At 64.2% G+C, this 14,439-nt stretch carries 14 protein-coding genes; 7 read left to right on the top strand and 7 right to left on the bottom strand.

The window, feature by feature from the left end:
- Positions 1-33 precede the first annotated feature (33 nt).
- Positions 34-354, top strand: coding sequence for a TM2 domain-containing protein (locus tag MU516_RS09455; protein WP_209055592.1), 321 nt, complete (start codon positions 34-36; stop codon positions 352-354).
- Here MU516_RS09455 and MU516_RS09460 read toward each other — a convergent pair.
- From MU516_RS09460 to MU516_RS09490, 7 genes are all read right to left on the bottom strand, one after another.
- Positions 345-797 (bottom strand): acyl-CoA thioesterase, encoded by a 453-nt coding sequence (locus MU516_RS09460; RefSeq protein ID WP_260276975.1) that lies wholly within the window; start codon positions 795-797, stop codon positions 345-347. The genes MU516_RS09455 and MU516_RS09460 overlap by 10 nt on opposite strands.
- Before the next feature lie 66 nt (positions 798-863).
- Entirely contained in the window at positions 864-1,847 is a 984-nt protein-coding gene (locus MU516_RS09465) for a magnesium transporter CorA family protein (protein WP_260276976.1), read from the bottom strand.
- A 172-nt stretch (positions 1,848-2,019) separates the two neighbouring features.
- A complete protein-coding gene (locus tag MU516_RS09470) occupies positions 2,020-2,220 on the bottom strand; it encodes a CsbD family protein (RefSeq protein ID WP_260276977.1) in 201 nt (66 codons plus the stop codon).
- Positions 2,221-2,299: 79 nt separating this feature from the next.
- Positions 2,300-3,250, bottom strand: coding sequence for a 2-hydroxyacid dehydrogenase (locus tag MU516_RS09475; RefSeq protein WP_260276978.1), 951 nt, complete (start codon positions 3,248-3,250; stop codon positions 2,300-2,302).
- Positions 3,250-3,582 (bottom strand): tRNA-binding protein, encoded by a 333-nt coding sequence (locus MU516_RS09480; RefSeq protein ID WP_260276979.1) that lies wholly within the window; start codon positions 3,580-3,582, stop codon positions 3,250-3,252. The genes MU516_RS09475 and MU516_RS09480 overlap by 1 nt, the downstream gene beginning before the upstream one ends.
- Complete coding sequence (gene proC, locus MU516_RS09485; RefSeq protein WP_260276980.1) at positions 3,579-4,394, bottom strand: pyrroline-5-carboxylate reductase; 816 nt, start codon at positions 4,392-4,394, stop codon at positions 3,579-3,581. The genes MU516_RS09480 and proC overlap by 4 nt, the downstream gene beginning before the upstream one ends.
- 43 nt (positions 4,395-4,437) lie before the next feature.
- Positions 4,438-4,941, bottom strand: coding sequence for a type III secretion system chaperone family protein (locus MU516_RS09490; protein WP_260276981.1), 504 nt, complete (start codon positions 4,939-4,941; stop codon positions 4,438-4,440).
- 195 nt (positions 4,942-5,136) lie between these two features.
- Here MU516_RS09490 and cobD point away from each other — a divergent pair, with 195 nt between their 5' ends.
- The 6 genes from cobD to ppk2 all read left to right on the top strand — a co-directional run bounded on the left by cobD (position 5,137) and on the right by ppk2 (position 14,431).
- The gene (gene cobD / locus MU516_RS09495; RefSeq protein WP_260276982.1) at positions 5,137-6,114 is read left to right on the top strand and encodes a threonine-phosphate decarboxylase CobD; all 978 of its coding nucleotides are present in this window, start codon (positions 5,137-5,139) and stop codon (positions 6,112-6,114) included.
- Between the two features lie 154 nt (positions 6,115-6,268).
- Entirely contained in the window at positions 6,269-9,607 is a 3,339-nt protein-coding gene (locus tag MU516_RS09500; RefSeq protein WP_260276983.1) for a transglutaminase family protein, read from the top strand.
- A gap of 6 nt (positions 9,608-9,613) precedes the next feature.
- Positions 9,614-12,013: a circularly permuted type 2 ATP-grasp protein gene (locus tag MU516_RS09505; RefSeq protein WP_260276984.1), complete on the top strand. Its 2,400-nt coding sequence runs from the start codon at positions 9,614-9,616 to the stop codon at positions 12,011-12,013.
- Positions 12,013-12,894 (top strand): transglutaminase family protein, encoded by an 882-nt coding sequence (locus MU516_RS09510; RefSeq protein WP_260276985.1) that lies wholly within the window; start codon positions 12,013-12,015, stop codon positions 12,892-12,894. Before MU516_RS09505 ends, MU516_RS09510 begins: the two co-directional genes overlap by 1 nt.
- An 81-nt stretch (positions 12,895-12,975) precedes the next feature.
- Positions 12,976-13,455 (top strand): hypothetical protein, encoded by a 480-nt coding sequence (locus MU516_RS09515; RefSeq protein ID WP_260276986.1) that lies wholly within the window; start codon positions 12,976-12,978, stop codon positions 13,453-13,455.
- A gap of 70 nt (positions 13,456-13,525) precedes the next feature.
- Complete coding sequence (ppk2, locus tag MU516_RS09520) at positions 13,526-14,431, top strand: polyphosphate kinase 2 (protein ID WP_260276987.1); 906 nt, start codon at positions 13,526-13,528, stop codon at positions 14,429-14,431.
- The last annotated feature ends 8 nt before the right edge of the window (positions 14,432-14,439 follow it).

Raw genomic sequence — 14,439 nt, forward strand, 5'->3', positions numbered from 1 at the left:
ATCGGCCCCGCAGGATGTGAGGATTGAAGACCGATGAACACGGGCCAGCAACTGTTGATCGAGCAGCGCGTCACGAACGAGGCGAAATCGCCCTTCGTGGCTTACCTGCTGGCGATCCTTCTTTGGGGTTTCGGCGCGCACAGATTCTATCTGGGCCGCTATATGAGCGGCTTTCTGATGCTGCTGCTGTGGGGCGTCGGATGGCTTACCGCGCCAATCCTGATCGGCTGGGTGCCCATAGCCTTCGTCAGCATCTGGGCGCTGATTGACCTTTTCCTGATCCCGGGCATGATCCGCGAGGATCAGGCCGTGCTGCGCCAGCGCCTGTCCGCCGAAGCTGCCGGCTATCGCTGAGCGTTCTGATCCCGGTTGTCCGCAAGACCTGACTGGTCGATCGGACGCGCCCGCCCGTCGTCATCCAGCGCAACAAAGGTGAAGGTGGCCTGTGTCACCTTCTCGCTGGCTTCCTGTTCCCGCTGCCGGCGCCAAGCCTGAACACGGATATGCATCGAACTGCGGCCGACCCGGACCAGGTCCGCGAACAGGGAAACCTCGTCTCCGACCTTGACCGGGCGCAGGAACTTCATCCCCTCGACGGCAATCGTCGCGCTGCGGCCGCGCGCGGTCAGGGCCGCCACAGTGCCTGCGGCAAGGTCCATCTGGCTCATCAGCCAACCGCCGAAGATATCGCCCGCGGGATTGGTGTCGGCGGGCATCGCGATGGTGCGGATCGTCGGGCTGCGGCGCGGCGGTCGGTCCTGCTGCACAGACTCATCGTCCAGGTCGTCGGGTGGCATCATGGCTTCCTTTAGGCGGCGTCATTCAATCATCGCGCATTTCGAAGTCCGCGCAAGCAATCCCGCCTATAGCCAGTTCTTCCATCGCAGAAACAGCCAGATGCCGACCGCTGTGCCCAGCATCATGCCCAGCGCCAAGGGATAGCCCCATGGCTTGTCCAGTTCCGGCATGTTGGTAAAGTTCATTCCATAGATGCTGGCGATCAGCGTCGGCGGCAGGAACAAGGCTGCGACCACCGACAGGAGCCGGACCGTGTTGTTCTGTTCCAGGTTGATCATGCCCAGCGTCGTGTCCACGGTCAGGCTGACACGCGACGACAGGAAATCCGCGTGCACCTCCAAAGCCTGAACATCGCGCAATTGCCCTTTGATGACTGGTCGCAGCTTGCCGCTTTCGCTTCGTTCGTCGATGACCGAGATGTAGAATGCCAGGATCCGCTCGACCGTCAGCAACCCCAACCGGACACGGGCCATCAGCTCGGCCTCGCGGCCCACGATGCTGAGGGCCTGGCGCAACTGATCCGCGCTGCCGCGACCTGTTTTGCCGTTACCGCCGGATGTGCGGGCCTCGAAGACACCCGCGCTTGTTTCATCCAGCACCCTGCCCGATCCTTCCAGAATATCCGCCAGCCGGGCGATGATTTCCTCGATCAGCCCCAGAAACAGCCGGTCAGCAGTCCCGCAGCCAAGGGTCGAGCGTTCGGCACGTTCGGGAAATGTCAGGAACGGTCTGGGAGAGTGGTGGCGAACTGTTACCAATCTCTGATTTGACAGAATGAAGCTGACCGGCATGGCGGCGCGAACCCCGTCGGCGCGCTCTCCGGGCAGAACGGCGGTCATGTAGTCCATGCCGTTTTCACGATACAGCCGGTTCGAGATCTCGATCTCTTCCATATCGGCCAAGGTCGGAACATCCACGCCCATGGTCCGCAGCAATGCGATCTCTTCATCGTCTGGCTTTATCAGATCGATCCATTCGGCTTGGTTCAGATCAGCATCACGGTCCAGCCGGACGATGCGTCCATTTCGTGTGGCGTAGGCATAAAGCATTCGTCTCTCCGGTCAGGATGCGCGGCGGCTCGTCTGCCACCCGCCCGTAAGGCCGGTTGGCATGGTTAAACCACACCACGGAAAAGAAAAGACCCGCGTTCGGTACCGACGCGATGGCACCTATGGAAAAGGGCGCCACTGGGGCGCCCTTGATCAAATAAATTTTTGGATGTTACGACTTGTCGCTGAAATAGCTGTCGATTTCGCGATCAGCTTCTTCTTTGGAATAGCCGTATTTCTCTTGCAGCTTGCCAGCAAGCTGATCCTTGTTGCCGTTGATCTGGTCCAGATCGTCGTTGGTCAGCTCGCCCCATTTTTCCTGGATCGTGCCGGTCATCTGCTTCCACTTACCTTGGATAATATCCCAGTTCATGTCGTCCTCCATCGGATACATGTTTCATATGCGAGGACAACGAACCGCGCGCGACCGAGGTTCCACCGGGCAGCAAATGTTAGTTCACGAGATCGCCAAGTGGCTGGCCCTGGTCGAAGGCAATCAGGTTTGCCAAGGCACGCATCGCCATGTCGGTACGCACCTCGTCAGCCGCGGTCCCCAGATGTGGCAGCAGCGTCGTGTTGGGGGCATCGATCAGCGCCTGTGGAACATGCGGTTCCTTTTCATAGACATCCAGACCCGCGCCGGCGATCGCGCCAGATTGCAGCGCGGCGATCAGCGCCGTCTCATCGACGACATCGCCGCGGGCGATGTTGATCAGATAGCCGTCGGGTCCCAGAGCCTGCAATTCGTCCGGCCCGATCATGTGGCGCGTTCCGGCGCCACCGGGAACCGAAACGACCGCGATGTCGCAGGATTGCAGCGTTTCATGAAGCCCCGGCATCTGGCGCGCGGGAATATCCAGCGACGACACGGCCGAGCGATTGTGAAACACCACCCGCATCCCGAAGCCAAGATGGCAGCGTTGCGCGATGGCCTTGCCGATCCGGCCCATCCCGATGATCCCGACCGTCGCCCCGGTAACATGGCCGCCCAGGAACTGCGTCGGCTTCCAGCCTGTCCAGTCTCCTGCGCGCAGGATGCGCTCGCCCTCGCTGGCCCGCCGCATCGTCATCAGGATCAGTGTCAGCGCAAGATCGGCGGTCGCATCCGTCACCACGTCGGGCGTGTTGGTCACGGCCATCCCGGCAGCCCTGGCCGCCGCCACGTCGATATGGTTAAAGCCCGCCCCGAAATTCGCTAGGATCTTGCAGCGCAGATCGTCCCCCTCGAAGGCGCGGGCGGAAAAATCGTCGCCCAGCGTCGGCATGACCGCATCAAAGTCGCGCAACACCTGTGCTGCGTCCTCGACGCTCAGCGGCGCGTCATCGCGAAACTCGGCATCGAAACGCGAGGCGATCGACTTGGTCGCCCGTTCGGTCATCTTGCGTGTCACCAGCAGTTTCATCAGTATAGTCTCCCCCCATTCGGCACATCCAGATCCGGCCGGATCAGGACCACCTCACCTTGCTCGTCGGGCACGCCCAGCACCAGAACCTCGGACATGAACCTGCCGATCTGGCGCGGCGGAAAATTGACCACGCACAGCACCTGCTTGCCCACCAGAAGATCCGGATCATAGTGCCGGGTGATCTGCGCCGAGGATTTGCGTTCACCCAGTTCGCCCAGATCCAGCCACAGCTTGATCGCGGGTTTTCGCGCCTCGGGAAACGGTTCAGCCCGGGTGATCGTGGCGACCCTGACATCCACCTTCAGGAAATCATCAAAACTGATCGTCATTTTGAATCATTCCCAAGTTCGCGCCCCCGTTCGGTCGCAGCGGCAACGGTGCGCGCCATCAGCGGCGGCAGACCCGTGTCAGGGTCCATCAGCACATTCAGCCCCGCGGCGGTGGTGCCGCCGGGCGAGGTGACATTCTCGCGCAGGATGCCCGGATCCTCGTCGGCGTCGATGGCCAGCGCGCCTGCCCCGGCGACCGTCATCCGCGCCAGCTCCAGCGCCAGATCAGGCGACAATCCCTGTGCCTCACCGGCTTTGGCCATCGCCTCGATCATGTGGAACACGTAGGCCGGTCCGCTTCCGGACAGGCCGGTGACGGCGTTCATCTGATCTTCGCTTTCCAGCCGAACGACGCGGCCGACCGCGCGCATCAGCGTTTCGGCCAGATCCAGATGGGCGTCGGTCGCGCGCACATTGCCGATCATCGCCGAGATACCCTTGCCGATGGCGGCCGGCGTGTTCGGCATCACCCGTATCACCGGCGCATCGGGGAATGCGGATTCGTAGGTTGCGATGGTGGTCCCCGCGGCGACAGAGACGACAAGCGTCTCGTCTAGCCGCGGCACTTCGCCCAGCGCGTCCTTCATCATCTGCGGCTTGACGGCCAGCACCAGCACGGCGGGGTTTTCGGGCAGATCCGCGTTGACCCGCAATCCCCTGTCCTGCCATTCCGGCGCCAGTTTCGGATCGATCACGGTGACCGCGCCGGGTTCCAGGCCGCGCGCCAGCCAACCCTTCAGCATCGCGCCGCCCATCCTGCCGCAGCCGACCAGCACCAGACCGCGCGCATTGATATCGTCGAAATCGCTCATCCGCTTCCCCCTGTCGGTCATGCGGGGACGCGGGTGGCCCCCATCACGCCCGTCCGTAGGCCTCACCCAGCGCGATGTCCAGCGCGGCGGGCGGATCGGTGTCGCCCCAGCCGACCAGCTGGAACGATGGGTAGAACCGCTCGCAGCCGATCAGGGCGTTGCCGATCATCTGGTCGATCTGCTCGGCCGAGGCGACGGCCTCTCCGGCCAGCACCAGACCATAGCGCCAGACCATCAGCCGCTGCTGCGCCCAGAATGTGAAGCCACCGTCCCAGACCTGATCGTTGGCAAGATTCAGCGTCTCGTAGATCAACGGCAGCCGATCGGCGGGCGGATCCATGTCGAAGCTGCAGATCAGCCGCAGCACCTCTTCGCGCGGCGACCAGGCCAGCGTCAGCGAATAGCTGCGCCACTGGCCTTCGACCACCATGGCGATCTGATCGTCGGCCAGACGGTCGAAATCCCATTCGTGATGGGCAGCCACCGCCTCGACGATGTCGATGGGGTGGATCTCGTCGCTTGGGATGAAGTGATCCGTCTGTGCCATAGCCTGCTTCCTGCCTATCTGCGGGAGCGATTCTGACGCCGCTAACCCTTGGTGGCCTCACAACACTGGGCGTGGGTGCCCAAATGTTCCTACCACATATCGTGGGCGTGAATCCGATGGCTGTAAAGTGAAATTTCGTTAACGCGTTGCGTGAAACCCGTGGCTGTCCTACCAGATGCGGGATAGGCAAGGATCATGGGACACAAGATGCACCGCGACCATGGCGGCGATATCGACACAGCCGCAACGCGATACGGCACGGGCGCTTGGATCGACCTTTCAACCGGCATCAACCGCAGGCCGTGGCCGGTCACGGCGCTTACGGATCCTGCCTTGCAGGCATTGCCGACCGGCGCAGCGACCGAAAGGCTGACCCGCGTGGCGGCCGACTGGTTCGGCTGCGATCCGCGCCGCGTCTTGCCTGTTGCGGGCGCCTCGGCGGCGATCCAGCTGATCCCGCGCCTGCTGCCGCGCGGCCGCGCCGCCGTCCTGTCGCCCAGCTATAACGAACACGCCGCCAGCTTGCGCGCCGCAGAATGGCAGGTCGAGGACGCGTCCGGCATCAGCGACATGGCGGGCGCCGAACTGGCCGTGGTGGTCAACCCGAACAACCCCGACGGCCGCGAATGGCATCCCGCCACGCTGGTTGATCTGGCCAGCCGCGTCGGCCATCTGATCGTCGACGAAAGCTTTGCCGATCCTCGCCCCGACCTGTCGATCGCCACCGCCGCACCCGTCAACACGATCGTCTTGCGCAGCTTCGGCAAATTCTGGGGGCTGGCCGGATTGAGGCTGGGATTCGTGATCGCCGACCCGGACCTGCTGTCGCGAATCGCCGACGCCGCCGGGCCGTGGTCGGTGAACGGTCCGGCGCTTGAGATCGCGGCGGCGGCGATGTCCGACCGCGCCTGGGCCGACGATGCCGTGGTCTATCACGCCGAGGCAGGGCTGCGTCTGGACCGCATGACGCTGCGCGCAGGCTGGCGACCGGCGGGCGGCACCCATCTGTTCCGTCTTTACGAGACGCCAGACGCCCGGGCGGCACAGGACCAGTTGGCACGCGCCCATATCTGGACGCGCCGCTTTCCCTATTCCGACACCTGGCTGCGACTTGGCATTCCCGGCGCGCGCCACGAATGGGACCGGCTGGCCGACGCGCTGCGCCTGCCCTGACCCGTCTCGCCTCGCGCCGGGGCGCCACCCGCCTCAAGGAATTGCCCAATAATCAGGCACACATCCGGAATGCGTGCAGCTTTCCCAAAGGACGGCTTTCCTTCCAGCGCGCCGCTGCCCAAGCTGCGACCAAACAACAGGCAGGACGGACATCATGTCGATCAAGGCCAGCATCTACCATCTGACGCATTACAGATATGATCGGCCGGTCAGCCTTGGTCCACAGATCATACGGCTGCGCCCCGCGCCACATTCCCGCACCCGCGTCATTTCGCACTCGCTGAAAGTGTCGCCGTCAGGCCATTTTGTGAACCATCAGCAGGATCCGTTTGGTAACTGGCTGGCGCGCTTCGTGTTTCCCGAGCCGGTGCGAGAGCTGAAGATCGAGGTCGATCTGGTTGCCGACATGACCGTCTATAACCCGTTCGATTTCTTCGTCGAGGACAGCGCCGAGACCTGGCCCTTCACCTATGCCCCCGAACTGGCCGAGGAACTGGTGCCCTATCGGCAGGCCGAAGCGCCCGGCCCGCTTCTGTCGCGTTTCCTTGCCAGCGTGCCACGCGACAAGACCCGCACCGTCGATTTCATCGTGAACCTGAACGCGCGGATCGCGAACATGACCGGTTACACGATCCGCATGGAACCCGGTGTGCAGACCCCCGAAGAAACGCTGTCGCTGGCCAGCGGATCGTGCCGCGATTCAAGCTGGCTGCTGGTCAATGCGTTGCGCCACCTGGGCTTTGCCGCGCGCTTCGTGTCGGGCTATCTGATCCAGCTGAAACCTGATCTGAAGGCGCTGGACGGTCCGTCGGGAACCGAGGTTGACTTCACCGACCTGCATGCATGGGTCGAGGTCTATCTGCCCGGCGCAGGCTGGATCGGGCTGGACCCGACCTCGGGGCTGCTGACCGGCGAAAGCCATATACCGCTGGCCGCCGCGCCGCATTACCGTTCCTGCGCGCCGATCAGCGGAGCCGCCAGCTTTGCCGAGGTCGATTTCAACTTCGACATGCAGGTGCGCCGGGTGGCCGAACATCCGCGCATCACCAAACCGTTCAGCGACCAGGCCTGGGCCGATCTGAACAGGCTGGGCCATCAGGTCGACAGCGCCCTGCAAGCGGGCGATGTGCGCCTGACCATGGGGGGCGAGCCGACCTTCGTGTCGATCGACGATTTCGAAAGCGCCGAGTGGAATACCGCTGCTGTCGGTCCCACCAAGCGGGTGCTGGCCGACCGGCTGATCCGCCGGTTGCGCACCCGCTTCGCGCCCAACGGTTTCCTGCACTACGGTCAGGGCAAGTGGTATCCAGGCGAGACGCTGCCCCGCTGGACCTTCTCGCTCTATTGGCGGCGGGACGGCCAGCCTGTCTGGCAGAACCCGGACCTGATCGCCCGCGAGGCCGACGACGCGCAGGTCACCCCCCTGCAGGCACAGGAATTGCTGCGCGAGATGGCGCATGAACTGGGCGTCAGCGACGAACACGTGATGCCCGCCTATGAAGATCCTGCCGAGTGGCTGGTGCGCGAGGCGAACCTGCCCCCGAATGTGACGCCCGAGAATTCCAAGCTTGACGACCCCGAGGCGCGGCATCGCATCGCGACGGTTTTCGACCGCGGCCTGACAACGCCTTCGGGCTTTGTGTTGCCGGTCCAAAGCTGGCAGTCGCAGGCCCAATTGCGCTGGTATTCGGAAAAATGGCGACTGCGGCGCGGGCATGTCTTTCTGGTGCCCGGCGACAGCGCGGTCGGGTATCGCCTGCCGCTGACGGCGCTGCCGCATTTGCCGGAATCGGACTATCCCTACATCAACCCCACCGACCCGACCGTCGACCGTCCGGCTTTGGCCGGCCCCGCGCCCATCGATCCGGTGCGTAGGTCGCAACCGATGGCCAGCTTCGTGCAATCCGGTCCTGTGCAGGACATGGTCGAACAGGGCCAGCCGCTTGCACCCGGCGAGGCCGAATTGCAGGGGCTTGTCCGCACCGCCCTGTCGGTCGAGCCCAAGAACGGGCGCCTTTGCGTCTTCATGCCGCCCGTGGCGACGCTTGAGGAATATCTGGACCTGCTGCGCGCAGTCGAAGCCGCCGCCCTGCGTCTTGATCTCAAGGTCCATGTCGAGGGCTATGCCCCGCCACAGGATCCGCGCCTGAACGTGATCCGCGTGGCTCCCGACCCCGGCGTGATCGAAGTGAATATCCACCCTGCGGAAAGCTGGGAAGACTGCGTCCAGATCACCCAAGGTGTCTATGACGAGGCCCGCCAGTCACGCCTTGGGGCGGAAAAATTCATGATCGACGGCAAGCATACCGGTACTGGCGGCGGCAATCATGTCGTGATCGGCGGCGCGACCACCAATGACAGTCCGTTTCTGCGGCGTCCCGACCTTCTGGCAAGCCTGATCCTGCATTGGAACCGACACCCTTCGCTGTCCTACCTGTTCTCGGGGCTGTTCATCGGCCCGACCAGCCAGGCTCCGCGGATCGACGAGGCGCGTCACGATTCGCTCTATGAACTGGAAATCGCGCTGGCCCAGATCCCGGCGCCGGATCGCGGTGCGGCGCCGATGCCATGGCTGACCGATAGGTTGCTGCGTAACATCCTGACCGATGTGACCGGCAACACCCACCGGGCCGAGATCTGTATCGACAAGCTTTATTCGCCCGACGGCCCAACCGGGCGGCTCGGACTGGTCGAGTTTCGCGGCTTCGAGATGCCACCCGATGCGCGGATGAGTCTTGCCCAGCAGCTACTGTTGCGCGCGCTGGTCGCGCGGTTCTGGACCGCACCCGCGACCGGCAGGCTGACTCGCTGGGGAACGGCGCTGCACGATCGTTTCATGCTGCCGCATTTCGTCTGGCAGGATTTGTGCGACGTTCTGGACGATCTGACGGCCCACGGCTTTGCGATGCAGCAGGACTGGTTCAAGGCACAGGCCGAATTCCGCTTTCCGTTTTGCGGCGAAACCGAAATCGAGGGCGTGCATCTTGAACTGCGTCAGGCGCTGGAGCCGTGGCACGTTCTGGGCGAAACCGGCGCGCTTGGCGGCACGGTACGCTATACCGACAGTTCGACCGAACGGCTGCAGGTCAAGCTGTCGGCCGCTGATCCGGGTCGCTATCAGGTGCTGTGCAATGGCCGCGCCCTGCCCCTGACCGATGCCGGCGCGGGTCAGACGGTGGCAGGTGTGCGCTTCAAGGCGTGGCAACCGGCCTCGGCGCTGCATCCGGTGCTGCCGGTCGATGCGCCGCTGACCTTTGACATTTTCGACACATGGTCCGGTCGCGCGCTTGGCGGCTGCGTCTATCACGTCGCCCATCCCGGCGGGCGCAACTACGAGACTTTCCCGGTGAATGGCAACGAAGCCGAAGCGCGGCGGCTGGCGCGGTTCCAGCCTTACGGTCACCGCCCCGGCCATGATCGCACGATCGCGACCGAACGTCCTTCGCGCGAATTCCCGCTGACGCTTGACCTGAGGCGTCCCGTCGGGCTCTAAAACCCCATGACGGGGGAACGCGCAGGACAGATCACTGCCGGCGGAGCGGGGCTTGGCGCCTATCGCCCCCTGCTTGGCGTGGCTGATGAGATGCTGGGCGCGGATGGTCAGATCCGCCCGATCTGGTCACGCATGGCCGCGCATCTGGGCGGGCTGGCACCGGCCGATCTGGCGATCCAGATGGCGCGCGCGGACCGTTATCTGCGCGACAGCGGCGTCTTTTATCGTCAATACGGCTCGGCCCAGGCCGCGACCGCGGACCGCGCCTGGCCGTTCAGCCATATTCCGGTGTTGCTGGACGAGGACGATTGGTCGCAGATCGCCAGCGCCCTGATCCAGCGCGCCGACCTTCTGGAATCGGTGATGGCCGATCTTTACGGCCCGAACCACCTTGTCTCATCGGGCCGCCTTCCCGCCGGGCTGGTCGCGGGTAATCCCGCGTGGCTGCGCCCGATGGTCGGCATTCGCCCACGATCCGGGCATTATCTGCATTTTCTGGCGTTCGAACTGGGCCGCGGCCCGGACGGCAAATGGTGGGTTCTGGCAGACCGCGCGCAGGCCCCCTCTGGCGCGGGTTACGCGTTGGAAAACCGTGTCGCGACGGCCCGTGCATTCTCGGATCTTTATGCGCAAGAGAATGTTCAGCGCCTTGCCGGGTTTTTCCGGGATTTCCGCGACGCACTGCTGAACCGTCGCCAAGACCGCGACAGCCGGGTGGCGATCCTGACACCCGGACCGCTGAACGAGACCTATTACGAACACGCCTATATCGCACGATATCTGGGATTCACCTTGGTGCAGGGCGAGGATCTGGACGTTCGCGACGGCCAGTTGATGGTCCGCACCGTCGCCGGCCTGCGCCCGATCGAGGTGCTTTGGCGGCGGCTGGACGCCGAATACGCCGACCCCCTGGAACTGGATCCGTCATCCCGCATCGGCACGCCCGGCATGGTCGCGGCGCTGCGGGCGGGCGGGTTGACGATGATCAACTCGCTGGGATCGGGCATTCTTGAAACACGCGCGCTGATGGCGTTCCTGCCCAAGCTGGCGCCACATCTGCTGGGCGAGAAACTGGCGATGCCCAATGTCGCGACATGGTGGTGCGGCGATGCCGCCGCCCGCAGTGCGGTGCTGTCCGCGCCCGACCGTATGATCCTGGGCGATGCCTTGGCGACCGGCATGCCCGCCGATCAGCGCGGCGATGCGACCCGCGCAGGCGATCTGGAAACCGCCGATCTGGCGCGTCGCCTGCAATCCCGTGGCACGGGCCTTGTCGCGCAAGAGGCCGTGACGCTATCCACCACCCCGACGTTGCTGCAAGGGCGGCTGGCGCCGCGCCCGATGACCATTCGCGTCTTTCTGTCCCGCAACAGCGGCGGCTGGTCGGTGATGCCGGGCGGCTTTGCCAGGATTGGCGCCACACCAGACCCTGCGGCGATCGCCATGCAGCATGGCGGTAGCGCCGCCGATGTCTGGGTGGTCAGCCCCCGGTCCGTCGTGCCCGACAGCATAATCACCGGCACCCCGCCCCCCCTGCGTCGCCGGTCGGCCAGCGGACTGCCTGCCCGTGCCGCCGACAACCTGTTCTGGCTGGGCCGCTATGTCGAACGCAGCGAGGGTATCGTCCGGCTGTTGCGTGCCTATCACACGCGGCTGGCCGAGGCTGGTCCGGCCAGCGCGCCATTGCTGGCCGCGATGAAGCCGCTGTTCGACCAGGTGGGTGTAGATCCGAGAACCGGCGTGCCCAAGGCTTTGCTGGAAAACCTGTCCGCCGCCATTGGCAGCGCGGGCCGGGTGCGTGACCGGTTCTCACCCGATGCGTGGTCTGCGCTGGACGATATCGACCGCAGCGCACGCCGGATGTCCAGCCGGGTGACGGCGGGCGATGACGCTGCCCGCGCGCTCAGCGCGCTGCTGCGCAAGCTTGCCGGCATCTCGGGGCTGGTACACGAGAACATGTATCGCTTTGTCGGCTGGCGCTTCCTGACCATTGGCCGGCTGCACGAACGCGCAATGGGAATTTCGGCTGCACTTGCCGTGTTGGCTGATCCCGAGGCGCCCGAAGGTGCGCTGGATCTGGCCATCGAGATCGGCGACAGCGTGCTGACCCATCGCAGGCGGTTCTCGGTCACTGCGTCACGCGATACTGTCATCGATCTGCTCGCGCTGGATCCGCTGAACCCGCGCGCGCTGCGACATCAGATAGACGGGCTGCGCGACCAGATCGACATGCTGCCCGCCGCCAATGACCATGGCGCGCTGTCGCCCCTTGCCCGCGAGGTGCTGCTTCTGCACGCGGAGCTTGCAACTGCGGACCCTGCCACGCTGACCAGCGCAGAATTGTGGTCACAGCGCAGCCGGATCGGCACATTGTCGGAACTGCTGACAAAGGCGTATTTTCCCTGATGCGCTATCGCCTGCGCCTGTCCATTCGCTATGATTTCGGGCGTCCGATCAGCGCCGGACGGCAGCTGCTGCGCGTCTGCCCGCGCGAATTGCCGGATGTTCAGCACGCCTCGGACTGCGATGTCACGATTACCCCATCCCCGCTGGAGCGTGACGTTTTCGGCGACTTCTTCGGCTCCCAGGTGATACAGCTTGTGCTGCCGCCAGGCGTCTCGAAATTGTGCATCGACATGACGGCGCGGGTCCACCGATTTGCCGCGGAAGGCGCGTTCGACCTGTCCGCGCCATTGTCGCGACTGGCAACCGAACTGACCGAGATCACCGATCTTGGACCGGATTCGCCCCATCATTTCCTGAAGGCCTCGCCGCGCATTCCCGACGTGCCGCAGATCGCCCAGTTCGCCGCCCGCGCCTGTGCCGGCGCGCCCACGACGCACGCGGCGGTGGAAAGCCTGGGCCGTGCCCTGAACGCGCATCTGCGCTTTGACCCCAAGGCGACCGAGGTGGACACCCCGATCGCGGATGCCTTTGCGGGTCGTCACGGCGTCTGTCAGGATTTTTCGCAGATCATGATCGCCGGGCTGCGCAGTATCGGCATACCCGCGGCCTATGCCTCGGGATTTCTGCGCACCCTTCCCCCACCCGGACGGCCAAGGCTGGAGGGCGCGGACGCGATGCATGCCTGGGTCAGGGCATGGACCGGGATCGAAGCCGGCTGGACCGAATACGATCCCACGAATGCCTGCTTCGTCGGTACCGATCATGTGACGATCGGCTATGGGCGCGACTATTCCGACGCCGCGCCGGTCACCGGCGCGATGCGTCTGCACGGCGCGCAATCGGGCGCCCACAGCGTCGATCTGGTCGAAGAACCGGGCTGATCCGCCGGAATTGTCCCGGCCCTTGCCGCATCCCTTGATGCGTGTCAGTGATGGAACCGATCAGCAGCGACCGGAGCCCAGATGCACGCCCTTTCCCGCACAGCGATTGGCATGCTGATCTGTGCCTTCTGGGCGACGTGCGCCGCAGCGGACGCGCCGCTGATCGTGCTGGATCGCAGCCGGTTGCCGTTCGACCTGGGGCCCGGCCATCCCGCCAACAATCCGGCCAAGGCCTCGAATTCACCCAACGCGCCATGGAATTCGGCTGGAAACACCGCCAATTCCACCTCGACATGGCAGAACCGCCCGACCAACCCGGCAAATGAAAAGCGGCTGATCATCACATCCGATGGCAGCGTGCTGGGCTATTATGCGACCAATGCGGGCGGCGTGCTGAACCTGTTCGACGTGAACGGCAGACGGGTCGCCTACCGTCCCGCCAAGGGCACGCGCAGTCTGTTCACCACCGACGGCCAATGGTGCGGGACCGTCGATGCCGGCACGGGGCAGGGTTTCGTGCTTGCGGTCACGTCCTCCTGCGCCCGCCGCTTCGGGTCATAGGCTTTGGCGGGACGGCCTTAATTCCGTTACATTTCCGGCCTAGACCGGACCCGAAGAACCGGAGAGAACCATGACCGAATTTTCCAAGGACTGGCTTGACGCCGAGTTGCAGGACACGCTGGACGAGGATTACGAAATCGAGCTGGAGGACGCGGTCCTGTCCGCCGAGATCCGGCGGATCTATCGCGGCCACCACCCCGACCAGATGGATCGCAAGCTGTATTTCCAGGAATTGCTGCGCCTGCAGTCCGAGCTTATCAAGCTGCAGGACTGGGCAAGCTATCACAAGGAAAAGATCGTCGTCCTGTTCGAGGGTCGCGACTCGGCGGGCAAGGGCGGCGCGATCAAGCGGATCACACAGCGGCTCAACCCCCGCGTCGCCCGCGTCGTGGCCCTGCCCGCACCCTCGGACCGCGAAAAGACCCAGTGGTATTTCCAGCGCTATGTTCCCCACCTGCCCGCCGGCGGAGAGGTGGTCCTGTTCGACCGCAGCTGGTATAACCGCGCCGGGGTCGAGCGCGTCATGGGCTTCGCCGATGAAGACCAGGTTGAACAGTTCTTCCAGGACGTTCCCGAGTTCGAGCGGATGCTGGTCCGGTCGGGAATCCGACTGGTCAAATACTGGTTCTCGGTCACCGACGAAGAACAGCAGATGCGATTCCTGATGCGGATCCACGATCCGCTGAAACAGTGGAAACTTTCGCCGATGGACCTGCAATCCCGGGTCCGGTGGGAGGCCTATACCAAGGCCAAGGAAGACATGTTCGAGCGCACGAACATCCCCGAGGCACCTTGGTACATCGTCCCAGGCAACGACAAGAAGCGCGCGCGGCTGAATTGCATCAGCCATCTGCTGAGCATGATCCCATATACCGACGTGCCTCATGAGCAGATCACGCTGCCCGAGCGGGTCTTCAATCCGGACTACGAACGAGAGGTCTTGCCGCGCGACCTTTATGTGCCGCAGAAATACTGAGGCTGCCT

The sequence above is a fragment of the Paracoccus maritimus genome (assembly GCF_025195095.1).
In the GTDB taxonomy this organism is placed as follows: domain Bacteria; phylum Pseudomonadota; class Alphaproteobacteria; order Rhodobacterales; family Rhodobacteraceae; genus Paracoccus; species Paracoccus maritimus.